Raw genomic sequence first — 22303 nt, 5'->3', positions numbered from 1 at the left:
ACGTTGTGCGATCTGTCGGATTGCAGAAATGTACCTTCAGGCTGGTACAGGCGAGAATCTTTTTTATCGGCATCGCCGTACGGCCCCGTGCAGGCCGGCAGTTGCCGACTGAGCCTCAGCCACGCATTTGGACCCCGACATGAAGATTGAGCAGCCCAAACCGTATATCAGCAGCCTTGTCGCGATTTATGTGGTTTGCGGCCTGGCATACATGGTCTGGCGGATCGGCACCATCAATCATGCTGCGCCGTGGCTCTCGATCCCTCTCTACGCCGCCGAAATCTATGGCTACTTGAGCGGGCTGCTGTTCGTGCTGATGACCTTCCGGCTGAGCGTGCGCGAGCCGGTGCCCCCCCAAGAAGGGCTCAAAGTCGACGTCTTCGTTCCCACCTACAACGAATCGGTCGACCTGCTGCGCCGAACGCTGCTCGCAGCAAAATGGATGGACTACCCGCACGAGACCTGGCTCCTCGACGACGGGCGTCGCGAGAGCATGCGCAAACTTGCTGCAGAACTGGGGTGCCGCTACCTGTCTCGCGAAGACAACCTACACGCCAAGGCAGGCAACATGAACAACGCGCTGAAGTTCACTGATGGCGATTTCATCGCGATATTCGATGCCGACCACGCGCCGCGCAAGGATTTCTTGCTTAAGACGCTTGGCTTCTTCCATGACGAAAAGGTTGCCTTCGTACAGACGCCCCAAGACTTCTTCAACATCGACTCCTTCGGCCACCGGCTGGGCAAGAAGCGGGTGTGGGACGAGCAGGCCCTGTTTTTCAAGATCATCCAGCGCGGCAAGGATGTCCTGAACGCAGCCTTCTTCTGCGGAAGCTGTGCAGTAGTCCGGCGCGCAGCACTGGACGAGATCGGGGGCTTTGCCACGGAAACCGTGACGGAGGACGTGCATACCGCAATCAAACTCCACAAGCGTGGGTTCCGGTCCGTTTACTACGGCGAATCTCTGGCATTCGGCCTTGCGCCGCACAGCATTGATACTTACCTGAAGCAGCGCATGCGCTGGGGCATGGGATCTATGCAGGTGTTCCGGCGGGAGAACATCCTGTTCGGGCACGGGCTCACGCTTGGCCAGCGGCTGAACTATCTCGCCTCGGCGCTGTTCTTCTTCGAAGGCTGGCAAAAGCTGATCTTCTTTCTTACGCCGCCGGCCGTATTCCTGTTCGGCGAAGTGCCCATCGTCGCTCCCCTTACCACATTCCTGCTGCTGTTCTGCCCGTACTACCTGCTCTCGATTCTGGTGCACCTGGAGCTGGGACGTGGCTACAACTCGCTGTTCCTCAGCGAACAGTACGCCATGGCGCGATTCTTTGCCTTCATGTCTACCAGCATGGGGTTGTTTCGGCGCGATATCCCGTTTGCGGTTACCGACAAGCAGTTGTCCGATACCGGCAAGGTGTGGTTGTGGCTGTCGCCGCTGCTGATGCTCGCCGGCATCGAGGCCATCAGCATGCCAATGGGGGTGCACCGTATCTATATGGGCAGCATTCCGATTGGCGCCGGCATTGTCACGATGATCTGGACGCTGGTCACGCTGGCGACGGCTGTTTCGGTAGCCGTATTCGCCCACCGTCATGCCGCCAACCGTCGCGGCGAGTACAGGTTTCCGCTGCGCTTGCCGGTCACTCTCGAAGTGAACGGCGAGACTTACCTCGGGCTCACCTCGGACTTGTCTCCTAATGGCGCCCTTTACATTGGACAACGTGTCCCAGGCCTAGCGCGCGGCAGTACCGTGGATGTGCTCATCCACCTGCCCAACCTGATCGTGCAGGACGTAGCGGTGGCCACTTTCGTCGGCAATCGTACCAGCGACTTGGGCGGTGCTGCTTCAGTCGGGCTGCGCTTCCGGTGGGATGCGCGCGGCAATACAGGCGCGCTGGAGACCTTCCTGTATGGCAGTCGGTTGCAGCTTGACATGGGGAACCTGACGGAAACCGAGACGCCTCCGCTGACACGGCTGGCCGAACTGCTGGGCAGGCAAGGCAGCGGACCTTTGTTCGCGCAAAGCTGGGCGGCCGCGCTGTTAATGCAGCCGTTGCGCTCTGGCAAGCTGCCGGTTGCCATCGCCACCATCGAGGGCGCCGCGCCGCTGCTGTTCAGCAGCATTGAGCTGGACCTGAGGGCCAGTACCACGCTGCGCCAGGGCGCCGCGGGGAAGGTGACCGAACACACCGTGAACCTTACGCCGACCGGCCGGCTCAGCACACCCACCGGCGATTTTCACTTGTACAACATCGCGCCGCGCGCAAGCGTGGTCTGAAAAAGGAATCTTCATGACGCGGTGCACGCGCAAACTGGATCGGGCCTTCGCCCGCGCACCTCTGGCTCCCTTGGCGCTCCGGCTTGCCACCCTTCTGGCCGGCGCGGCGGCCATGACACCACTCATTGCCCAGAGCGGTACCCTGTTCGGCGGCGCTACTCTGGCTGGCGGCGGCGAGCGCAGTGAGTATGTCGGCGTGTCGGCAGGCTGGCTGCCCGTTCCATACCTGACGCAAAAGCTGGTGGTGAGCGATTACCACTACAGCTACGGCTCCAACGGCACCGAGGTCTCGGTGAATGGCCAGGCCGCCGAGGCGGCGCTGGGTCTGCAGAAAGGCTGGGAAACCGGCTGGGTGGAAGCCACCGCCGGAGCACGCTACCGCTACAACCGCGTGTCGCCGGAAGGCGCCGACAATCGCAACGACGGCGGCGAATGGGGTCTGGCACTGACCGTGTTGGGACAACAGGAGTATGCGAATCGGTGGCTTGTCAACGGCATAGCCTCATACACCTTCGGCCCCCAGGCATACTGGGCGCGCGGGCGCGTGATGTACAAAGTGTTCGGCAAGGCATGGGCTGGCGTGGAACTGATCAAGCATGGCGACCCGTTCTACCACTCCACACAAGGGGGCGTGGTATTGACGGGGATCCCGCTCACGCAAACTCTGAATCTCGGTTTTTTCACGGGCGTAAAGAAGACCTCCGGTGTGTCGCGCGCATTTTACGGCGGTCTGGAGATCAGCAAGTCATTCTGACGCCTGCAAGGGCTCCCCTGGCACGCCTTCGTCCCCTGTTCGGGTCGTTTCAGGATCCAGGCGAGATCATGGCGGGGCCATGGTGTGCCATGGTGATGGTTTGGGCGTGGGGCTGACCGGGAACGCGGCCAACGACCCGCGTAGCCGATATCCCCGTTAGCTGGCGACGAACAGCCCTTCAAGTTCGTGCATCCTTTGGTTGACCCGCATTCGCTGTAGCATGGCCCTTTCGAGCCTTAGCGCCCTGCAGTTCGCCGGGTCCCAGCCTGTTCGAGCAAGATCCAATGAAGGCCAGGATCCCTGCAGTCCGATGTGGCGGCTCGCTTGCGTGCTCTTCGCAATGACGGACCTAACGCGTCGTCGCAACCTAATCTTGCATGAAGCAGCGATTTGCAGTCGCCCCCGCACCACAGACAAAGCCTTGTGAAGGCGACAGCACGGCGAGACCGGGGCGGCGCGGTCAGCCAAGCATGGCGGGGCATTTTCTCTTGGTAAGCTTGGCCATTCGAGCATTGGGTCGCTTGCGCCGCGAGCGCATCAAGAGACGAAGTTCGCCCGATGGGGGCGGACTGCACGGGGCCGGTTCTGGTCGGTTCTTGATCACACGCCACCATGCAACGGATTCTCTTTTGTCGGACAGCGCCTGATACCGACACCTTGTCGCCTGGCACAGATTGGCTCCATAAGTTCAGGAGACAATCATGGCAGGCGATGACATTCACGTCGTACCGGTCGGCGACCGCTGGACAGTCGAAACGCAAGGCGTTGGACGAGAAACGTTTGAGACACAGGATGAGGCAATCTTCTGCGGCGCGGAACGAGCCCGGCAACAACAGGGGGAATTGCTGATCCACGGTCGCGATGGTCAGATTCGCGAGCACAATTGGTTCGACAACGCTCCGCGCGATACCGAGGGATAGCCGGCCAAAAAAGGGAAGTGCGGCGGGCGCTCGCTCGCCTGCGAGAGCAGTTTCTCGGCAGACGCATCCTGGTAGTGCGAGATAGCTTCGCTGCAATCTTTGAAAGCTATGAGGCAGGAGAGCAAGGAGGCGAGATAACCCAGCACTCTTGGTAGCTCGCAGAAATTGAGGCTTCATTGGGAGCCAATGGTCTGCTCCCTCATCGTCGAGGAAACTTTGTCTTAACGGCAGCCATACCGGAGGGCGTTACCCGATCGGGACGAAATCCCAATGCCTCCCAATCCCCTTCTCTTGACTGAGCAGTGATCTTCGAGAGCCACCGCTTTCGTCATCCACGAAAGTAGGACAGGGACTTACTGTGCAATCCCCGCCCGCCTCCCAAAAAATCAGCCACGACGAGCTCTGCAGAGAGGCTTGATCACATGGCGATTAGTCGCGTTCGAGTGTTCCTTACAACCGACGGCAAGTGGGCTGTTCAGTCAGACGGCCAGGATAGCGCCCCTTTCACATATCTTTCCCAAGGCGAAGCCATCGCTGCAGGGGTTCCCATGGCGATGGAGCACGATGCAGTTCTGACGATTCATGGGCTTAACGTTCCAGACTTCAGAGACTGTGACGCCAGAATGGCAGCGTGACAAGCGATTGACTGCGCAACCAACTCCTTGTGCCGACGAATTTATCCCTTCCTAAGCTAGTCATGAAACATGTACACGTCATACACGCTGGTAACCGCTGGGCTGTTGTCGCTGGCGGCGGGCATGGCCGAGAAATTTTCCATACTCAAGATGAGGCCAGCGTATCTGGTATCGAGAAAGCTCAGAGACGACAAGTAAAGCTATTCGTCCACGGCCGAGACGGCCAGATCCGGGAGAGCAATTCTTACGGCCAAGACCGGGGCGGCATCAAAAGGGGCGCCAGTACCTCAATGATGGATCGAAGCAAGGGCGACGGACGATGCTAAAGACGGCCGTCGCGAGGGTAGAAGATGCTTCCGCGTCTCAACACCGCACATCCTGGAAATCGCCGTTGTGAACCCGGGCTTGGCCCTGATGCTGCAAGCCAGCAACTCGTTCTCTTCCTCGCCATAGGCCCTCACCAGCGTGGCTACTGTGCTGACGTCCCGGAATTCCCCGCCCAAGTGCACCGCAGCATCAACATGGGCTCACCATTCACGAGTGCGGCCTGCCGGTCGCACAAAGAGAAGAGACTGGCGCGGGGAACGTCGGCCCGAACCTAGCCAACAAGCTGTTCGCGCGTCAATGTCGCCTAGGATCAAGAAAACTAACATCTGATATGCCGAGCAGCAGCAGAGCCTGCTGCATTCGTACGATCTGGAGCTCGGTGAGACAGTCAGGCAGATATTCGAGTTTTTCGAAAAGGTGCGCCCCGCGAGGGTAGTGTTGGACAGCCTCTCGGAAATACGCCTCCTGACCCAAAATTCCTTGCGTTACCGGCGCCAGATTCTTGCCTTCAAGCATTACTTTGCCCGGCAAGGGACAACCGTCGTTTTGCTGGACGACTTGACGGCGGAACAGATGGACAAGACCGTCCATAGCGTCGTTCACGGCGTGATAATGCTTGAGGAACTGTCCCCGGAATATGGCGCCGAGCGCCGCCGCATAAGAATCTCGAAATATCGAGGCCAGGCATTCCGTGGGGGCTATCACGATTTCACCAGTCGAGCCGGGGGCGTTACGGTTTTTCCGCGTCTTGTCGCCGCCGAGCATCACACGAACTTTGCGCGAACCCGGATGGAGTCCGATATACCGGAGCTTGATGCCTTGCTCGGCGGAGGGATCGAGCAAGGCTCCAGCGCTCTCATTCTCGGGCCTGCGGGCACCGGCAAGAGCACATTCGTTCTCCAGTTCCTCGCAGCGGCCGTTCGTCGGGGTGAGCGCGCGGCGATGTTCGTGTTCGATGAAGAGCTCGGGCTGCTTTTCGAGCGAAGCCGGGCCATGGGTTCCGATCTGGAAAGCATGCGCGCAAGCGGAAATCTGCATATCGAGCAAGTCGACGCAGCAGAGCTTTCCCCTGGCGAATTTGCTCACCGGGTCCGGGAGCGGGTAGATTTGGCGCACGCCAAAACGGTTGCCATTGACAGTTTGAACGGCTACCAGTCGGCCATGCCAGAAGAACGGGCACTCATTTTGCACGTACATGAGCTTCTGCAGTATCTGAACCGTCAGGGTGCCACGACGTATCTCACGGTTGCGCAATATGGCTTGGTGGGAGACATGAAGGCTCCCGTAGACATCACCTATCTTGCAGACACTGTGATCCTCCTGCGCTATTTCGAGGCAACGGGAACGGTGAGGCGCGCTGTGTCCGTGATCAAGAAGCGCACCGGATTCCACGAGGACACGATTCGTGAGTTTGGGATTGGGCCGGGCGGTCTGACCGACGCGACAGGCGTCGCTTATCTTGGCTATGCGACAGACCATCTGCGGATAGCGACAAGATTGAGCGGGCGAGTGCAGCACGGCGAGTTCTCCGGCTCGCCGTCTCGACTGTGCTACCAGCATTCCTGCCCTTGCTCAGATAACGCGCACGAACTCTCCTTGGGCGAAGAACCACGCCGACATCGTCCGTGCCAGTTCGAGTACGACCTCCGCGTCGGTCCGGCCGGAGGACGCGCGCACATGGAACGAATGATCTGCGTCGTCCACCACATGCAGCGTGGCGCGTGGCCCGAGCGTCTCGACGACCGACCTCAGCAGGTGAAGCTCGGCCAGCTTGTCGCGCGTGCCCTGCAGGAAGAGAATCGGCACCATGACGTCCGCTAGGTGCTGTGCCCGCTCCACGCCGGGCGCACCCGCCGGGTGCAGCGGGAACGCGACGAAAGCAAGGCCACGCACGCCGTCGAGCGGTGAGATGGCTTGGGCCTGGGACGTCATGCGGCCGCCGAACGACCTGCCGCCCGCGAAGAGCGGCAGGGCTGGCAGCCGCCGGCGGGCCTCTGCAACGGCTGCCTGCACGGCAGCATGTGCCACGGCCGGCGAGTCCACCCGCTTGGAGCCCCGCTCCATGTACGGAAACTGGTAACGCAATGTGGCGACATTGGCCGCCGCAAGCGCGTCGGCCAATGACGACATGCCGGCGTGCTGCATGCCCGCTCCGGCACCGTGCGCGAAGACATACAGGGCTCGCGCGTCCTCCGGCACTCGGAGGAGCGCAGAAACCCTAGTGCTGTCGGGCAGTGCCAGGGAAAGCGATTCTGAGTCGTCCATCGTATTCAGGTCGTGTCGTTGTGGCCTTTGCGCCGACTCTGCATCAAGGAGGCATCGGGGAGCGTTTGTGGCGGCCTCCGGCCAGGCATTGGGCAGGTGGAGTTTGCCGGCCCATCTATGGAGCGCGCGCCCGTCGTGAACGGAGCCGCAGTCGGGATGTGTCGGTTGACGACCGCAAGCCCGACCTGTGGGCCGCAACGTAATCCGCGCTTTGAGACATCTGCGTAATAGCACGCCTGCATCATTGTCAGCGAGCTGTTACGACGCTGCAATCAGCGTCAAAGGAAGTTCTCGAAGGGCAGTTCATTTATCTGTCTCTCTGGAAGAGCATGTCCCGCTGCAAAAGATTCTGGGTTCGGCCAAAAGGAGCCAGTCGGGAGCGGCCGCCGCTCCGGCGAACGGTCGCGGGGGTGCACCCGGCTTGGCGCGCGGTACCAAACGTCACGGTCTTGCAAGTCGTACGCCGCACTTCTGCAATGGGGCGGCGCTGTACTTCGCAGCGATGCGTCCAGCGCACCCCACCCCGCACCGCGAGAACCCACCCCATGACCGAAGCCACCGCCCTGACGCCCGACGAACTCCAGGAGCTTGACGATCTGCTGGACGACCTGCGCCAGCGCACTGAGGAAATCCCGCAATGGGAGTTCTGCGACGGCTTTCTCACGGCCCTGGTCTGCACGCGCCGCCGCATCCCGGCTGCCGACTACCTGCCCATGCTACTGGGCGACGGCGCGGCGCTCGACGTGGCCGAGGGCAGCCCGCTGCCGTTGCTGCCCGCGTTCCATGAAGCGGCCCAGCAGACCCGCTTCATGGAGCTCTGGCAGCGTCGATGGAACGAGGTGGAGCATCAGCTCGACCAGCCCGTGGAGACGCTGGAGGACGAACGCACCTTCCATCCCGAAGCCATGGACATGCGCGGCGCCATCTTGAGCCTGCCCCAGGAAGAGCGCGCCGAGATGGACGGGCGGGAAATCCCGTCGTTTGGCCAGGTGTGGGCGCTGGGCTTCATGTTCGCGGTGGAGAACGGGCCCGAGGAATGGGCCGCCCCCTGCGACAAGGAGGCCGCCCAGTGGCTGGACGACGCGCTCGACGCCATTGTCGCCCTGACCGAGGACGACACCGGCCAGCCCGAGGTCTGCATGTACAGCGAGGATGGCCCGCCCAGCACCAGCCAGACGCGCGTGGAAACCTTCGGCGAGGCGATCTGGGCTGTCTACGACCTGCGCCAGATCTGGAAGAACCTGGGCCCGCGCGTGGAGGCCGTGGTGAGGGCCGACCAGCCCGGTCGCAACGACCGGTGCCCTTGCGGCAGCGGCAAGAAGTTCAAGAAGTGCCACGGGAGATAAGGGCAAAGCGCTTTCTCGCAGTTTATAGCTGCATGTACCTTGTCTTTCGACTGGCGGCCGCCCGAATTGCTCTGGCGAGTCGGGTTCTGGTGGTCGCCGCCCAAAGTCGAGCGACCAGTGGCCTCGGCGACTTGCTCGAGGGGGCCGTGTCCGGCCATCTACAGCCGTTGGCCCACTCCATCATCCGGCCGTTCGAACGTCGGCTCGCATTTGGAAACTGCCGGAGGAACCGCGCGAAGTCAAATGGCCGTGACGGGTCGGTCAGGACAGTCGCCCGGCATTCAGCGCCAAAGTCGGGGGCTTGGCGGCCTCGCGTTCTTTTGCCTCTTCAACCGCCTACAGCATGGCGTCGCTCTGACGGCGGAAGGTAACGACCTTTACCAGCATGTGAGCCGTCAACCCTGGGCCGCACCCGGTCACTCCCTTCTCCCCTGACCATTGACGAAGCAACGCCTCGACGATGCGCTATTGGCAAGCCAGGCGGCTGTCGCCAAACATCGCGTTTCGAACGACCTGCGTGGCCTGTTCGCACATGGTTTCGGCTTCACCGTGTTGTCGGACATGGTTTGCGCCCATGGTTAATGGAAGGCAAGGAGACCGAGACCGGACCGCTCGGCTTGCCTGCTCCCGATATGGAAGTCGGGGTGATTTGACGTAAGGATGCTGAGCTTTCTTCTTCCGCAACGGTTGTCCGGGACTTTCTGCTCTACGCCTGCAGCCGGTGAAACCAGCCCCGAACCAACACGCGCCTAAAGAATCCGCCTCATGAGGGGATGCAACCGCCACCCTCGGTGATGTCGACATTCAACGCATCCCCGGCGATGAGAATGCCATCGGCGTCTATATAGACATAGGCGCCTGCGGAAAACGGGATGTCAGCGATGACGAGATCCCCACCCCGCCTTCCATCGCCTTCCAGCGCGCCGCGCACCGGTACTGGACCGAGGGCCACCACGCCGAAGTCCAATTGCGTCAACGTCTCGCAGTCGCGGATGGCGCCATTGATCATGACACCGGCCCATCCGTTGCTCATGCCCAGGCGCGCCATCTTGTCACCCAGCACGGCGACTCGGCGGGAACCGCCTGCGTCCGCGACAAGCACTCTGCCGAGGCCAGGCTCGGCCAGGCACGCCCGGATGGCTCCCGCATTCTCGAAGCACTGGACCGTCGCAATCCTTCCGTGGAAGGCCCGCCGCCCGCCATAGCTCTGGAACGGCGAGGCAAAGCCGTGGACAAGATCCGGATGGCTATCCGCCAAATCACTGGTCGAGGGAAAGCTGGAGGAATGCATGGAGTCCGGGCGTGGGCCCGCCGTAATCACTGCCAATCAGTTGAGGGTGGCGCCGGCCTGCTTCACGATCTTGGCGTGCTTGTCCAATTCTGCCTTGAAGAAAGTCGTCGCACCGTCGGCATACGCCGTGGAAACGATCACACCCTGCTGAGCAAGCTGTTCCTGTACTTCCTTGTCTTGCAGCGTCGCCTTGATCTTGGTCTGCAATTGGGTCACGTTATGGGGCTGCATGCCGGCGGGGCCAACAATCGCCAGCCATGCATCAAAGTTGTACTGCGGCAGTCCGGATTCCGCGAGCGTCGGCACGTCGGGCAAACCAGGGACGCGCTGCGCCGTCGATACTGCGATGGCTTTAAGCTTGCCGGCCTTGACCAGGGGCAGCACGGTCTGCAGCGTCAGGAATCCAAGCTGGATCTGACCACCCACCAGGTCGGTTGTATAATTGCCCGCCCCCTTGTACGGGACGTGGCTGACATTGACCTTCGCCTCGCTCGCGAAGAGTTGTCCGGCGAGGTGCAAGACCGTGCCATTGCCTGACGAACCGTAGTTGTATTCGCCCGGCTTTGCCTTCAGCAAGGCGATGAGTTCCTTCGTGTTGTTCGCGCGCACGGATGGATTCACCACCAGCACCAGCGGCAACGTGCCGATGACCGTGATAGGCGTGATGTCTTTGAGCGCGTCATACGGCATGTTCTTATAGATGAACGGATTGATCACGTGATTCGAGGAGATCAAGCCGAGCGTCGAACCGTCCTTCGGTGCGCGCACAATTTGCTGCGTCCCTGGCACACCGCCAGCACCTGGTAAGTTCTCAACGACAACGGAGTGGCCCAAATTCTTGGACAGGCACTGACTCATGGCGCGCGCCACGGCATCGGCTTGTGAACCCGCCTGAGTGGGCACGATCAAGCGAATGGGCGTTTGTGCTAGCGCGGGGGATAGGGTTCCTGTCACAAGCGCACACGATGTCAGTACAACAACTGCATGGCGCACTTGCTTCAGAAGTGAGGTGGGCATTGATGTCTCCGTCTATTGTGTGTCACCGCTTGTCCAGGCGATGACCGATGGGACGGAGTTTAGTGCGAACATTTCCAGCAGCAGAGTGCTAATCCGCTAGACCCGCTATCGCGCGCCAGCATATCCGACCTACCCTTGCTGCTTAAGGGCCTCCACCAACGCCGACACGGCGCGCAACCGCGGATTCTTGTAGGGCGTGTAAATCAACAAGTGCCGATTACTCCATGCTTCTTTGAGCGGTATTCTGACGAACCGGTCGGAGCCTGCATAGGCCGCACTGGCGCTCGTTGGTAGGACAGCGATCCCCAATCCCGCCTCCACCATGCGACAGCCGGCCTCAAAACTGGATACCGCCACGCTTTGGTTTAACGGCACCCGCAGATTGGTCGCCTGTTCACGGAGTTCCTGCGCCAAAGCGCCCCCTGGCTGCACGACCACCAACGGGTGGTCGAGAATTTCGGCATATCGAAGCCGCTTACGGCTTGCCAGTGGGTGATTAACAGGGACGACCACGTTCAGCGGATCTACGGCGAATGGCCAAGATTCCAGACCAGGCTGCGCATTTGTCGCCACGCCAATGCCGACATCCACCACATCGTCCAGACAGGCGCGAATCGACTCGGCCGTCGACCGTTCGAGCAACGCAATGTCGACGAGCGGATGGGCTTGCTTGAACACGTGCAAACGCTCCGGAAGGAAACCGATAATCGCCGACGGACTTGCAGACAGCCTGACGACGCCCGCGACCCTATCGCCGAGATCCTGCACCTCACGCGTAAAGGCAACAATGTCCGCGTTAAGCTTCCTGCCCAACTCCAAGGCGCGCTCGCCTGCACTCGTCAATACCACGCCAGTGGTGGAGCGGATAAACAGCCCCACGCCGAGGTTGCGTTCGAGCTCGGCAATACGGCGGCTCAGGGCCGACTGGGCGATATGCTCGCGTTCCGCCGCCCGCTTGATGGAGCCTTCCCGCGCGACGGAAAGGAAGAGTTGAATACTGACCGGGTCGATACGGTGCATGGTTTTGTGGGCGCAAGTGCAACGGCGGACAGTCCGCAGAGAGTTGGCGACCCTCACCCTAGGGTTTACCTGATATACGCTGCCGCGATACCGGGAATGCTACATCAGCGCTTCATCCTGAGGAACAGACGGACGTACAGTCCAAGGAAATCCCACAGGAGATTCCCATGAGCGTCCTCGAGCCGAATGGCCGCGTCTTGTATCTGGCCGACTCGACGGCGGCAATGGAAAAGCAATTGCAGGGACAGCGACTCACGCTCGCCGACTGCGAGCCACTTCGCGACGATGTTTCCACCGACGAGATTACGCCGGTTCCCATCCTCACTCATTACGACGACGCCCTGGGACAGTATCCGTACACGGGCTACAAGGTCGGCGCGACGCTGCCCGTTGCACGGAATGCCGTCCGGGAGGGTAAGTTCTACGTCACCGTTGCGGGCAATCGCTACGGCAAGGGGTCATCCCGTGAACACAGCCCGGCGGCGGAGAAACTCGCCGGTATCCGGCTGGTCATCGCAAAAAGCTTTGAACGGATTTACCGGCAGAACGCCGACAACATTGGGCTGTATACGTCCACAGACTACAGCTTGGTGCCCCGGCTGGTAGCAGGGGAAGCCATTCCGCTCGATGAGCTCGTACGGGGTCGAGACGCGCTGGCCGCATCCATCCTCAAGCATGGCGGTCTGCTCAAGTTTGGCCAGGAGTACCTGACCCAGGTCGCACCGGCGGCGAAAGTGCACGCAGAGCGCCCTCAAACGCTGTTTGAGAAAATTGTCCGACGTAACTTGCTGGCGACGCCCGTCACCCCTGCCGACCCAAAGCCTGGCGACGGCGTCTTTGTGCAAGCCCATTGGCGATTCATTCATGAGTACTACACCGGTATGTGCGCGCACATGCTGCACGCCGCATTCGGCAAGCCATTGTCGTTGAGGCAGGCTGACCATATCGTTGTCTTCGAGGACCACACCTCGTACGTGACCCAAAGCCCCGCGCACGTTCGCAACGGTCTCGTGGAAAACGTCGTGCAGATGCGCTTTGCTCAACGGGACTTTGTGAAGACTTACGGGCTCACGTTCCACCGTACCCTGACAGACGAAGAGCTGTCGAAGGATGATGGCAGCAACGTGGCGGGTATCTCCCACGCCATGATGGCCGAGCGATATGCGTTGCCTGGCCAGGTTGTGGTTGGCACGGACTCTCATACCCCTCACAGCGGGGCCCTGGGTTGCGTCGCCTTTGGCGTGGGCACGACTGATATGGCCAATGCATTCGTGACAGGGGCGGTGCGCATGACGCTGCCGGAGTCCATCCGCGTCGAACTGCTCGGCAAGTTGCCGGCAGGCGTGACCGCCAAGGATGTCGTTCTTCAGTTGCTGGCGCAGCCGGCCATCAAGGCCGGCGCCGGAGTCGGCAAGGTCTTCGAATTCACCGGTCCGGTAGTTTTCGCCATGAGCGTGGACGAACGCGCCACGCTAACCAACATGTGCGCTGAACTCGGCGGGTTCACTGGCATCGTGGCACCGGATGACGAGACAGTCCGCTTTCTTCTGGAGCGGCGAGGCATCGCGTTCCAGGTCGAACCCTGGATGCGCAGTGACGACGGTGCCCACTACGCCGAGACTCTCCAAGTGGATTGCAGCGTACTGTCGCCAATGGTTGCCCGCCCCGGCGACCCCGGCAATGGCCTGCCGCTTGCCACACTCGATGAGACGGTGAAGGTAGACATAGCCTACGGTGGCTCTTGCACTGCTGGTAAGCGCGAGGACTTCGACCAGTATCACGCGGTATTCCAATGGGCCGCCGAGCATGGCCTGAAAGTCCCTGAGCACGTGACCCTCTATCTTCAGTTCGGCACGACCGACGTCCGGGACTACTGCCAGAAGAAGGGCTACCTGAAAGCCTTTGAAGCGGTCGGCGCGCGCATCTTGCAACCGTCATGCGGCGCCTGCGCCAACTGCGGCCCCGGATCCTCCACGGGCGCCGAGCAGGTCACCGTTAGCTCCATTAACCGGAACTTCCCTGGACGCTCAGGCCCTGGGCAAGTCTGGTTGGCCAGTCCTCCTACCGTGGCGGCCAGTGCCATCGCCGGCAAGCTCGTTTCGTTTGAGGCGCTGCAGCGGCACGCCACTGCTGCATCTCATTGAGGACGTATGACGTGACCCCGCCGTGCCGGGGTCTGTCTTCCCTCTCGCGCCCGTAACAGTTCAGACCTACACGCATGCGTCCCGTTGCCGGAGGCGGGCGACGTGCGTCCAAAATTCACCGAGGAGTTTTCCCAAGCAAGTTGCATGACACATTTCAAGGGAAGGAGATGAAATGGTGTCGTAGACGCAGGTGTCGAATACCTGAATCATGCCAACGCCACGGGCAACAGTCTGACGCGACTGACGGCGGGCAGCATGTCCGGCTCGCATTAGGGCTGCAAGATTACGACACCATCGCAAAGTCTTACTTGCCGACATCGCATTCCGGGCGGTGCCAGTCATCCGGAATGTCTTCCCAGCGTGTAGCACGCCGCCGCATCGACTTCCATAAAAGAGGAGGTGGCATACATGGGCGCTTCTCTGCTTCGCGAAGCTCCAACGGCGCCCATGAATCGTCGTCGACGACCGGTCTAGGCCATCTTTACGACACTCATGCGATAGGGAGATGAATGGCTCAGAGGGGTCGGGAAGCGACGATCGAAGCAGGCCGAATCACGCGACTGATAGCAGGCCACGCGCATCTCGGCCTTCCCGCCCCGGGCTAGTGGCATGGTTGCGGACCGTGGCACTGCTATGGAGAGCGAAGTTGAAGGAGGGAGGTCTCCGGCCCGGGATCGCAGTCATGCGCGCATTGTATGCGCCGGATTGGACTCTTCACCGCTCGCGACTATCCGAACATCTCGAGGAAGCCGCTTAAGATCACCGCTGCGCAGGCAAGCCAAACGGCACCGACCAGCGCGGCGATCGCTGCGGCATGCGGCGATGAAGAGGATGCCGCAGCGAACAGGATGGCTCGGCCTCTGAGCCATCCAAGGACAAACAACCCCAAGGCGGAAACCACGACCAGGAGAGCGACCGCCCAGGCCAGCGGCGATCGAGCCTCAGCCGCTGCGCGGACCAACAGCGCGCCATTGACCAGCATGGCTAGCGCCGTGCGGTGCCAGGCCAACGCCGTACGTTCAGGTTGAACCCCTGGATCTCGCATCAATGAAACTTTAGCAAGAGCCCGAGAGAGAGAACCAACGCAACGCAGACGATCGCGGCACCCAGCAATGGAATTCCACGGGATGCCGGCAACGGGCCAGCATTGCGCATGGCGATCTCGTTGCCCTTCCAGCGCGAGTATGCGCAACAGGCAATCACCGCTGCCAGCGCTGACAATGCGAGCGCAACCGTTGCCAGCAGGATCTTCGGTTCAACATGTCCGGCGAACTGATCCAGCAGAACACCCCCGGCCAGGATCGCGAGTGCGGTCCTGATCCACGCGAGGAAGGTACGCTCGTTCGCAAGCGAGAACCGGTAGTCGGGCTCGCTCCCCTGCTGCTGCCATTTCGGTCGGGCCATCATTCGGCCCTCATCTGTCGGTATGCCATGTCACACGCCCAAAGCGACAGGAAACAGCCCGTGAAGGAGTAGCCATGGTGCGCGGCGGCTAGCACAGGCACACCCGCCCGTCGATCACCTGCACGGCCATCGATGATAGCGTCGCGTCACGGCACGGACCGTCGATGCAAACGCCGTCGGCAAACCGGAACAGCGCGGAATGATGGGCGCACATCAGTACTTCGGCCTCATACGTGCAGATGGTGCCCGGCTCGAAGTCCAGCGGAATGGAGAAGTGAGGGCATCGATTGATGTAGGCCCAGACCTGTTGCCCCCGGCGAACCACGATGACTCCCGGGTCACGGTCGATCACGCGGGCGCCGCCGTCGGGCACGTCATCGAGATGGCACAGCACGGTGGTGTCCATATCGTCACCCCTCGCGCCCGGGCTGACCCAGACTCCAGTCCCACGGGCGGATCTCCACGCGTTCGAAGATGCCGGCGTGCATGTAAGGGTCGTCAATTACGAAGCGTTGCACGTCGTCGATGTGCTCGGCCTCGATGACCAGCAGCGTGCCGTTCATCGTGTCGGCCTGTGCGTCCAGTGTCGGGCCACCCAGTCGCACGAACACGCCTTGCCCGGCCGCGGCGTTGCGCAGATAGGCGCGATGGGCGGGGCGCACGCGCTCGCGGATGGCCAGCATGCCGGGCTTGTCGGTGGCGAAGATGGCATAGAAGCGGGACATGGCGATCAGTCTTGCGAGGTCGGTTCGAGGACGAAGTCGTAGCGCGCTTCACGGAACGGGCCATGGAAGCCGAAACGCCGTGCCAACGGATCATCCGCGGGGCGCTGCTCGTACGCTACCCGCAGGGATTCCTTGACGCCAAACACCGCGTCCGAGTTTAGGTACGGATCGCCCTGGTTGAACAGGTGTGTGACCAGCCGGCGATGGCCGGGCGCGTCGATCATGAAATGCAGGTGGGCCGGCCGCCATGGATGGCGCCTGGTGGCGTCGAGCATGCGGCCGACGGGGCCGTCGGTCGGGATGGGGTAGCTCACCGGCACGATGGTGCGGATCGCGTAGTAACCGTCATCGTCAGTCCGGTAGCGGCCGCGCAGGTTGCCAGCGGGCTGGGCGGTGTCCTGGCCCGAGTACATGCCGTTCTCCGCGGTCTGCCAGATGTCGAGCACCGCATTGCGCAGCGGCGTGCCATCGGCGGCGCAAACGCGGCCGTGGACCAGCGCGGGTGTACCAGGCGTGGCCGCCATGTTCTCGCCAAAGGCCCGGTCGGGCATGCCGGCCATGTAGAACGGACCGAACACGGTGGTCTCGGTGGTGCCAGTGGACTGGCGATGGTTGATCGCATCGACGAGCATCGACACGCCCAGCGTGTCCGACAACAGGATGAATTCCTGGCGGACCAGTCCGTCGCACATCTTGCCAGTATCGGTCAGGAACTGGATGGCGGCGAACCACTCCGCCTCTGTCGGCTCAAGTTCGCGCACGTACGCGTGCAGATGGCGAACCAGCCCCTGCATCAGCGCGCGCAGGCGAGGGTCGGGTGTGTCGCCGAAACGGGCGATGACCTGCTCGGTCAGTGCGGCGTCGGCGGCAGCGAGGGGGCTTCGCTCCATGTTGGCTCTCCTGAGGTGTGATTGCCGCATTCAGGCCGGCATTTCGCCGCGCCAGGCGCGTTCGAGCAGCGCCCGTACCGCGTCGCGCGCGACGGGCCTGGGGTTGTAGTACGGATTGGTGCAGGCCAGCGTGGCGGCCTCGTCCAGCCCGTCCTCCGGCATCCCGATGGCGGTCAGCGCCGTGGCGATACCCAGCGACTGGTTCAGCCGGAACAGCAGCGGGCCGGCGTCCCACGCCCGTTCGCCACCCAGCGCCCGCGCCACGCGTTCCAGCGCGCGCTGCGCGGCGGCGTGGTTGTAGTGTGCGGTATGCGGCAGCATGGTGGCGTGCGTCTGCGCATGCGGCAGGTTGAATGTGCCGCCCAGCGTGTGGCAGAGCTTGTGATGGATCGCCATGCCGACCGTGCCCAGGCAGACGCCCGCGAGCCACGCACCGTACAGGGCACGGCTGCGGGCTTCGATGTCGTCCGGCCGTTGCACAACGGCGGGCAACGATCCTGCCAGCGCGCGGATCGACTCCTCGGCCATCAGGCTGATGATCGGGTTGGCATCCTCGGCATACATCGCCTCGACCGCATGCGCCATCGCGTTCATGCCAGAGGCGGCTGAGATCCCGGCGGGCAGGCTCAGGGTCAGCTGGGGATCATAGACGACCGTGCGCGGCAGCACGCGCTGGTCGCGGCCGGTCTTCTTCAAGCGCCCTTCAGTCAGCCCGTAGATCGGCGTCACCTCCGACCCGGCGTAGGTGGTCGGCACAGCGATGATGGGCTGCCCCGAGACCAGAGCGATGGCCTTGCCGAGCCCGATGGTCGAACCGCCGCCGACCGCCACGTAGCAGTCGGCACCCAGCCGCGCCGCCTGATCGCGTGCGGCCTGCGCGACCTCGACGGGCACATGCATCACCGCCTCGCTGTAGACGCCCGCCGAGCACTCGCCGAGCAGCGCGGCCACGTGCTCGCCGAGCGGCCGCTGCTCCGGCGTGGTGAGCACCAGCGCGCGCTGCGCGCCGAGCCGCTTCACCTCGTCGGGCAGCGCCGCCAGCCGGCCCGGCCCAAAGACCACCCGTGACGGTGTGGCCTGGTAGACAAAGGATTCCATCGCTCCTCCCTGACTCATTGACCTGCCGCGTGCCTCAGCGCTTGAAATGCGGCGGTATCGTGGCGTCCACGTTGACCCATACCGACCGCGCTTCCGTGTAGTCGTGCATGGCCTCGAAGCCCATTTCGCGACCGTAGCCGGATTGCCCAAGCCCGCCAAACGGGCTGCCGGGGTTCACCCGTTTGTAGCAGTTGATCCAGCACATGCCGGCATGGATGCTGTTGGCCATCTTGTGCGCCCGGCCCAGGTCGTGCGTCCACAGGCCGCTGCCGAGTCCGTACTCGGTGGCGTTGGCGATGGACAGCGCCTCCTCGTCGCTGCCGAAGCGCAGCACGGTAACGAAGGGGCCGAACACCTCCTCCTGCGCCACGCGGTCATGCGGCTTTGCCTCGACGATGGTCGGCTCGACGTAGTACCCCTTCTCAAGCCCCGCGAGCGCCGGCGCCCGGCCGCCGGTCAGAACGCGCCCGCCCTGCTCTCGCGCCACGCCGGTGTAGGACAACACTTTGTCGCGATGCTGCGCCGACGTCAGCGGCCCCATCTCGGTTTCCGGATCGAGCGGATTGCCCAGCCGGATGGATGCCGCCAGCTTGCCGAATCGGTCGAGGAACTCGTCGGCGATGCGTTCATGCAGTACCAGCCGCGAGCCCGCGATGCACGCCTGCCCCTGGTTGTGGAAGATCGCCCATGCAGCACCGTTGATGGCCGCGTCAAGGTTGGCATCCTCGAAGACGATGTTCGCGCCCTTGCCGCCCAGCTCGAGCTGCACACGCTTCAGATTGCCTTTCGAGGCTTCCACGATGCGCCTGCCCGTAGCGGTCGACCCGGTGAAGGCGATCTTGCCGACCCCAGGATGCTCAGCCAGCCGCTGGCCCGCCGTATGGCCGTAGCCCGGCACCATGTTGACCACGCCCGCCGGAAAGCCGACCTCGGCCATGAGCTCGGCAATCCGCAGCGACGACAATGGCGTCAGCTCGGACGGCTTGATCACCACCGTATTGCCTGCCGCCAATGCCGGGCCCATTTTCCAGCTCGTGAACATCAGCGGGAAGTTCCACGGCACGATCTGGCCGACCACACCGATGGGGGTGCGCTGCACATAGTTCAGGAAGCCGGTCTCGACCGGGATGACCGAGCCCTGCAGCTTGTCCGCCATGCCGCCAAAATAGCGGAAACAGGCGGCGGTGCGTGGCACGTCCAGACCACGCGAATCGCGGATCGGGTGGCCGGTGTCGAGCGATTCGAGCTGCGCGAGTTCCTCGGCGTTGGCTTCGATGGCATCGGCCAGCTTCAGCAGCAGGCGTCCGCGCTCGGCGGCGGCCATGCGGGACCAGGCGGGGAACGCCTTGGCGGCGGCCTCGACGGCGAGATCCACGTCGGCTGCCTCGGCCGCAGCGATGGCGGTGATGAGGCTACCGTCGTGCGGATTCAGTACGTCGATGGTGCCACCGGCCAGCGCATCGACGAAGCGGCCGTTGATGAAGAGTTTGTTCAGCATGACGATGTTCCAGGAGTATGTGAGGCGCAAGGCACGGAGCGGACGATCAGAACTCCACCGGATACGGCTTCAGTTCCCCGCTTTCGTACCGCTTAGGCAGGTTCGGCGTGGCGTTCTCCCACACCAGCAGCATCGAGCGCTTGGTCGAGTAGCCCTGGTGGCGGATGTCGGCCGGCATCGCGCAGATGTCGCCGGCGCGCATGGTGATGCGGGCGCGCGGCGCGCCGGTGTTCTTGTCGCCGATGTCCCAGATGATCTCGTCGGACAGTTGCAGGAACCACTCCACGCGATCGTTGCCGTGGAAGACCGGCAGGATGAACTCTTCGGTAGTCGGGCAAAACAGGCTCTGGCCGCAGACCGACGTGACCGACGGGTTCCACGTCACGTCCGAGCGGGACAGGTACTTGAACAGGTTGAATGCGTGGAGCTGGCCTTCAAAGCCGGGTTCGACGTGGACCTCGGGCTCATCTTGCGCCACGTCGAGGAAGGCTCGGTTGACGGGCAGGTCATCGCGCAGCGGCGAGTCGTCCGGCAGGCCGGGCATGCGGCGCGTGGCGATGCGCGTGCGCTCGATCGCAGCGATGTTGTCGCCATGCTTGGGGCCGAAGGCTGTGCCGGTTTCCTCGGGCGCGGCAAAAGGATCGAAGCCTTCGTTGGTCCAGTCGTGCAGAATGGCCTTGAATGTCGCCATGATGACCGGGGTCTCGAAGGTCTCGGTATAGTCCACGCCCGCTTCCTTCATCACGCCGTTGAAGGCGCCCGCGTAGACGTCGACCTTGCCGTAGTGGTTGCGCGTGCCGAATACGTGGTCGAAGTTGACCCAGCCGTAGAAGAAGCCCCAGGCGACGTCGCGCATCATGGCGCGCAGGAAGGCGTCGGCAGGAATGGCGTGGGTACGGAGCTGGCCGCGCGCGGGCCACTGCACGGTGGCGAAGTAGGCGTCGCGCGAGAAGCGGAAGGCGCCAAGGTTGAAATCGCGGTAGCCGCTCACCGGATCCGGCGCGCCGGACTGGACTTTATCGGCGGCGAAGGTGGAAGTTTTCGGCTTGTCGGCAACGTCGAGCATGGCCATGGTAAGTCTCCTGAATGATGTGGGGAACGTGGGATCGGGGCCTTGGGTATCAGTGGAGGCAGATGTCCGCCCACTTCTCCACGGACAGCGCGCCAAGCCTGGATTGCAAGAGCAGTGCGCATGGCCGCTGCGCGCTGAAGCGATAGGCGCAGCCTGCCGGCAGCAGGCTCTGGTGGCCCTTGCCCAGCACCACGTGGCCCATCTTGCGCCCCGTGGGCTCGGCCAGCACGGCGCCATCCGCAGCGGCGGGAGGTGTATCGAGCTTGACGAAGTCCACGCGTACCTCGGCGTCCATCGAGATCACGAATTCATCGTGCGAGCAGGTGAACCATGCGGATTGCCCTTCGGCGCGCGCGGCTTCCACCACGTACTCCAGGTTCTTGCCGACCACCACCCGCTCGTACGGCGCCGAGCCGGCAGCCACTTCGAAGATGTTGGAAAACACATAGTGACGGGCGTCGCCCTGGGTCACTTCGATGCTGCCCTTGCGGTAGTTGTCGAGAGAACCGAAAACGGTTCGGGGCGTGGATGTCGTCATGGATGTCTCCTGGGTTGGGCGGATGCACCGCCGGCGAATTGCGGTTGGTTGTCTGTCGGGGGGCCGGATCAGTCCAGATACACACCGACGCGGCGGATCACGGCCTGCCACTTGGCGGTCTCGGCTTCGATCTGCCTGGCCAATGCGGCGGGCTGGTCGGGGGCGGGTGCGAGGTCATTGGCAAGCAGCTTCGCGCGCACCTCCGGCAGCTTCACGATGCGGCCGATCTCTTCATTCAGGCGGCGCACGATGGCGTCCGGCGTGCCCTTCGGCGCGAGTAGCAATTCGCTGAAGCTCGCGTCGTATCCGGTCACGCCGGCCTCGGCCATGGTCGGTACCTGCGGCGCCAGCACCGAGCGCGTAGAACCGGATACCGCCAGTCCCACAAGCTTGCCGGCCTTGACCATCGGCGTGACCACCGGCGATGCCAGATATCCGCAGGGAACCTGTCCGGCCAGCACATCCTGCATGGCCGGCGACGGTCCCTTGTACGGCACGTGCGTCATCCTGATGCCGGCCTGCGTCAGGTACATCTCCATCGCCAGGTGGCCCGGCACGCCGGGGCCGCCCGAGGCATAGTTCAGCCCTTCCGGCGCCGACTTGGCCTTCTTCGCCAGGTCGGAAAGGGACTGGATACCCGAGGACGGCGCACAGACCAGCATCTGATTGAAGCGCGCAAGCGTGATCACGGGGACAAGGTCGCCCGGCTTGAAGCTGAGCTTGCGGTATAGCGTCGGATTGACCGTCAGGATCGTGTCCGGGCCTTGCAGGAGCGTGTAGCCGTCGGCGGGCGATTTGGCGACCACGTCGGCGCCGATATTGCCGCCGGCACCCGGACGGTTCTCTACCACCACTGGCTGCCCGAGCGACTGGCCAAGCTTGTTGGCAACCAGCCGCGATGCGATGTCTCCGGGCGAACCTGCCGGAAACGCTACGACGATCCGGATCGGCCTGCTGGGCCAGTCGGCTTGTGCCGAAGCCACCGGCACGACCGCAAAAACGCAGGCGATCTGACAGGCAAGCGCCAGCGCGCGACTTGTGGGTTTCATGTTGTCTCCTGATAGTTTCGTGATACCTGGCG

22 protein-coding genes and 1 pseudogene are annotated in these 22303 nt (G+C 62.8%); 8 read left to right on the top strand and 15 right to left on the bottom strand.

All coding sequences use genetic code 11. The annotated features are described in order from the left end of the window. Nucleotides 1-139 precede the first annotated feature (139 nt). The 6 genes and pseudogenes from ACIGJG_RS32215 to ACIGJG_RS32190 form a co-directional block, all read left to right on the top strand. Complete coding sequence (locus tag ACIGJG_RS32215; protein ID WP_011295801.1) at nucleotides 140-2278, top strand: glycosyltransferase family 2 protein; 2139 nt, start codon at nucleotides 140-142, stop codon at nucleotides 2276-2278. A 13-nt stretch (nucleotides 2279-2291) separates the two neighbouring features. Then, a complete protein-coding gene (bcsS, locus tag ACIGJG_RS32210) occupies nucleotides 2292-3032 on the top strand; it encodes a cellulose biosynthesis protein BcsS (RefSeq protein WP_011295802.1) in 741 nt (246 codons plus the stop codon). 701 nt (nucleotides 3033-3733) lie between these two features. Continuing rightward, nucleotides 3734-3952 (top strand): DUF2188 domain-containing protein, encoded by a 219-nt coding sequence (locus ACIGJG_RS32205; RefSeq protein WP_483674118.1) that lies wholly within the window; start codon nucleotides 3734-3736, stop codon nucleotides 3950-3952. 422 nt (nucleotides 3953-4374) lie between these two features. After that, nucleotides 4375-4587, top strand: coding sequence for a DUF2188 domain-containing protein (locus ACIGJG_RS32200; RefSeq protein WP_041680728.1), 213 nt, complete (start codon nucleotides 4375-4377; stop codon nucleotides 4585-4587). 62 nt (nucleotides 4588-4649) lie between these two features. Then, nucleotides 4650-4913, top strand: coding sequence for a DUF2188 domain-containing protein (locus ACIGJG_RS32195; RefSeq protein WP_483674117.1), 264 nt, complete (start codon nucleotides 4650-4652; stop codon nucleotides 4911-4913). Between the two features lie 334 nt (nucleotides 4914-5247). After that, a pseudogene (locus ACIGJG_RS32190) lies at nucleotides 5248-6351 on the top strand (ATPase domain-containing protein); the annotation flags it as partial. Nucleotides 6352-6486: 135 nt separating this feature from the next. Here ACIGJG_RS32190 and ACIGJG_RS32185 read toward each other — a convergent pair. Further along, nucleotides 6487-7179 carry an alpha/beta hydrolase family protein gene (locus ACIGJG_RS32185; protein WP_483674116.1) on the bottom strand — a complete coding sequence of 231 codons (693 nt, stop codon included), beginning with the start codon at nucleotides 7177-7179 and terminating at the stop codon, nucleotides 6487-6489. Nucleotides 7180-7724: 545 nt separating this feature from the next. On the opposite strand from ACIGJG_RS32185, the gene ACIGJG_RS32180 reads away from it, so the two are divergent. Further along, nucleotides 7725-8525 carry a UPF0149 family protein gene (locus tag ACIGJG_RS32180; RefSeq protein ID WP_483674115.1) on the top strand — a complete coding sequence of 267 codons (801 nt, stop codon included), beginning with the start codon at nucleotides 7725-7727 and terminating at the stop codon, nucleotides 8523-8525. Nucleotides 8526-9288: 763 nt separating this feature from the next. Here ACIGJG_RS32180 and rraA read toward each other — a convergent pair. The 3 genes from rraA to ACIGJG_RS32165 form a co-directional block, all read right to left on the bottom strand. Beyond that, nucleotides 9289-9816, bottom strand: a complete 528-nt coding sequence (gene rraA, locus ACIGJG_RS32175) for a ribonuclease E activity regulator RraA (protein WP_483674114.1) — start codon at nucleotides 9814-9816, stop codon at nucleotides 9289-9291. A gap of 36 nt (nucleotides 9817-9852) precedes the next feature. Beyond that, complete coding sequence (locus ACIGJG_RS32170) at nucleotides 9853-10833, bottom strand: Bug family tripartite tricarboxylate transporter substrate binding protein (protein WP_483674113.1); 981 nt, start codon at nucleotides 10831-10833, stop codon at nucleotides 9853-9855. A gap of 129 nt (nucleotides 10834-10962) precedes the next feature. Beyond that, nucleotides 10963-11853, bottom strand: coding sequence for a LysR family transcriptional regulator (locus ACIGJG_RS32165; RefSeq protein WP_483674112.1), 891 nt, complete (start codon nucleotides 11851-11853; stop codon nucleotides 10963-10965). A 167-nt stretch (nucleotides 11854-12020) separates the two neighbouring features. Between ACIGJG_RS32165 and ACIGJG_RS32160 the strand changes: the two genes are divergently transcribed. Then, on the top strand, nucleotides 12021-13997 hold the full coding sequence (locus ACIGJG_RS32160; protein ID WP_483674111.1) for an aconitase family protein: 1977 nt from the start codon (nucleotides 12021-12023) through the stop codon (nucleotides 13995-13997). Nucleotides 13998-14301: 304 nt separating this feature from the next. On the opposite strand, the gene ACIGJG_RS32155 is transcribed toward ACIGJG_RS32160, so the two are convergent. The 11 genes from ACIGJG_RS32155 to ACIGJG_RS32105 all read right to left on the bottom strand — a co-directional run bounded on the left by ACIGJG_RS32155 (nucleotide 14302) and on the right by ACIGJG_RS32105 (nucleotide 22271). Continuing rightward, on the bottom strand, nucleotides 14302-14376 hold the full coding sequence (locus tag ACIGJG_RS32155) for a rubredoxin (RefSeq protein ID WP_483674371.1): 75 nt from the start codon (nucleotides 14374-14376) through the stop codon (nucleotides 14302-14304). A 348-nt stretch (nucleotides 14377-14724) separates the two neighbouring features. Beyond that, a complete protein-coding gene (locus ACIGJG_RS32150) occupies nucleotides 14725-15042 on the bottom strand; it encodes a DUF202 domain-containing protein (protein WP_483674370.1) in 318 nt (105 codons plus the stop codon). Further along, nucleotides 15042-15404: a YidH family protein gene (locus ACIGJG_RS32145; protein ID WP_483674110.1), complete on the bottom strand. Its 363-nt coding sequence runs from the start codon at nucleotides 15402-15404 to the stop codon at nucleotides 15042-15044. Before ACIGJG_RS32145 ends, ACIGJG_RS32150 begins: the two co-directional genes overlap by 1 nt. 85 nt (nucleotides 15405-15489) lie before the next feature. Further along, nucleotides 15490-15807 (bottom strand): Rieske (2Fe-2S) protein, encoded by a 318-nt coding sequence (locus ACIGJG_RS32140; protein WP_483674109.1) that lies wholly within the window; start codon nucleotides 15805-15807, stop codon nucleotides 15490-15492. Nucleotides 15808-15811: 4 nt separating this feature from the next. Continuing rightward, nucleotides 15812-16126, bottom strand: coding sequence for a YciI family protein (locus tag ACIGJG_RS32135; protein ID WP_483674108.1), 315 nt, complete (start codon nucleotides 16124-16126; stop codon nucleotides 15812-15814). Between the two features lie 5 nt (nucleotides 16127-16131). Further along, nucleotides 16132-17016 carry an intradiol ring-cleavage dioxygenase gene (locus ACIGJG_RS32130; RefSeq protein WP_483674107.1) on the bottom strand — a complete coding sequence of 295 codons (885 nt, stop codon included), beginning with the start codon at nucleotides 17014-17016 and terminating at the stop codon, nucleotides 16132-16134. Nucleotides 17017-17046: 30 nt separating this feature from the next. Next, nucleotides 17047-18114 carry a maleylacetate reductase gene (locus tag ACIGJG_RS32125; RefSeq protein WP_483674106.1) on the bottom strand — a complete coding sequence of 356 codons (1068 nt, stop codon included), beginning with the start codon at nucleotides 18112-18114 and terminating at the stop codon, nucleotides 17047-17049. A gap of 34 nt (nucleotides 18115-18148) precedes the next feature. Further along, the gene (locus tag ACIGJG_RS32120; protein WP_483674105.1) at nucleotides 18149-19612 is read right to left on the bottom strand and encodes an aldehyde dehydrogenase family protein; all 1464 of its coding nucleotides are present in this window, start codon (nucleotides 19610-19612) and stop codon (nucleotides 18149-18151) included. 46 nt (nucleotides 19613-19658) lie between these two features. Continuing rightward, nucleotides 19659-20684 carry a hydroxyquinol 1,2-dioxygenase gene (locus ACIGJG_RS32115; RefSeq protein ID WP_483674104.1) on the bottom strand — a complete coding sequence of 342 codons (1026 nt, stop codon included), beginning with the start codon at nucleotides 20682-20684 and terminating at the stop codon, nucleotides 19659-19661. A gap of 49 nt (nucleotides 20685-20733) precedes the next feature. Beyond that, nucleotides 20734-21222, bottom strand: coding sequence for a cupin domain-containing protein (locus ACIGJG_RS32110; protein WP_483674103.1), 489 nt, complete (start codon nucleotides 21220-21222; stop codon nucleotides 20734-20736). Between the two features lie 68 nt (nucleotides 21223-21290). Beyond that, on the bottom strand, nucleotides 21291-22271 hold the full coding sequence (locus ACIGJG_RS32105; RefSeq protein WP_483674102.1) for a Bug family tripartite tricarboxylate transporter substrate binding protein: 981 nt from the start codon (nucleotides 22269-22271) through the stop codon (nucleotides 21291-21293). Between the last annotated feature and the right edge of the window lie 32 nt (nucleotides 22272-22303).

The sequence above is a fragment of the Cupriavidus sp. C1SS-2L genome (assembly GCF_057073735.1).
This window is presented reverse-complemented; position numbering and strand designations above follow the sequence as displayed.

Coding starts and splice junctions, on each gene's coding strand:
- ACIGJG_RS32110 (WP_483674103.1), bottom strand. CDS start 21,222: ATGACGACATCCACGCCCCGAACCGTTTTCGGTTCTCTCGACAACTAC.
- ACIGJG_RS32125 (WP_483674106.1), bottom strand. CDS start 18,114: ATGGAATCCTTTGTCTACCAGGCCACACCGTCACGGGTGGTCTTTGGG.
- rraA (WP_483674114.1), bottom strand. CDS start 9,816: ATGCATTCCTCCAGCTTTCCCTCGACCAGTGATTTGGCGGATAGCCAT.
- ACIGJG_RS32195 (WP_483674117.1), top strand. CDS start 4,650: ATGAAACATGTACACGTCATACACGCTGGTAACCGCTGGGCTGTTGTC.
- ACIGJG_RS32165 (WP_483674112.1), bottom strand. CDS start 11,853: ATGCACCGTATCGACCCGGTCAGTATTCAACTCTTCCTTTCCGTCGCG.
- ACIGJG_RS32145 (WP_483674110.1), bottom strand. CDS start 15,404: ATGATGGCCCGACCGAAATGGCAGCAGCAGGGGAGCGAGCCCGACTAC.
- ACIGJG_RS32150 (WP_483674370.1), bottom strand. CDS start 15,042: ATGCGAGATCCAGGGGTTCAACCTGAACGTACGGCGTTGGCCTGGCAC.
- bcsS (WP_011295802.1), top strand. CDS start 2,292: ATGACGCGGTGCACGCGCAAACTGGATCGGGCCTTCGCCCGCGCACCT.
- ACIGJG_RS32130 (WP_483674107.1), bottom strand. CDS start 17,016: ATGGAGCGAAGCCCCCTCGCTGCCGCCGACGCCGCACTGACCGAGCAG.
- ACIGJG_RS32105 (WP_483674102.1), bottom strand. CDS start 22,271: ATGAAACCCACAAGTCGCGCGCTGGCGCTTGCCTGTCAGATCGCCTGC.
- ACIGJG_RS32170 (WP_483674113.1), bottom strand. CDS start 10,833: ATGCCCACCTCACTTCTGAAGCAAGTGCGCCATGCAGTTGTTGTACTG.
- ACIGJG_RS32160 (WP_483674111.1), top strand. CDS start 12,021: ATGAGCGTCCTCGAGCCGAATGGCCGCGTCTTGTATCTGGCCGACTCG.
- ACIGJG_RS32185 (WP_483674116.1), bottom strand. CDS start 7,179: ATGGACGACTCAGAATCGCTTTCCCTGGCACTGCCCGACAGCACTAGG.
- ACIGJG_RS32200 (WP_041680728.1), top strand. CDS start 4,375: ATGGCGATTAGTCGCGTTCGAGTGTTCCTTACAACCGACGGCAAGTGG.
- ACIGJG_RS32135 (WP_483674108.1), bottom strand. CDS start 16,126: ATGTCCCGCTTCTATGCCATCTTCGCCACCGACAAGCCCGGCATGCTG.
- ACIGJG_RS32140 (WP_483674109.1), bottom strand. CDS start 15,807: ATGGACACCACCGTGCTGTGCCATCTCGATGACGTGCCCGACGGCGGC.
- ACIGJG_RS32215 (WP_011295801.1), top strand. CDS start 140: ATGAAGATTGAGCAGCCCAAACCGTATATCAGCAGCCTTGTCGCGATT.
- ACIGJG_RS32205 (WP_483674118.1), top strand. CDS start 3,734: ATGGCAGGCGATGACATTCACGTCGTACCGGTCGGCGACCGCTGGACA.
- ACIGJG_RS32115 (WP_483674104.1), bottom strand. CDS start 20,684: ATGGCCATGCTCGACGTTGCCGACAAGCCGAAAACTTCCACCTTCGCC.
- ACIGJG_RS32180 (WP_483674115.1), top strand. CDS start 7,725: ATGACCGAAGCCACCGCCCTGACGCCCGACGAACTCCAGGAGCTTGAC.
- ACIGJG_RS32120 (WP_483674105.1), bottom strand. CDS start 19,612: ATGCTGAACAAACTCTTCATCAACGGCCGCTTCGTCGATGCGCTGGCC.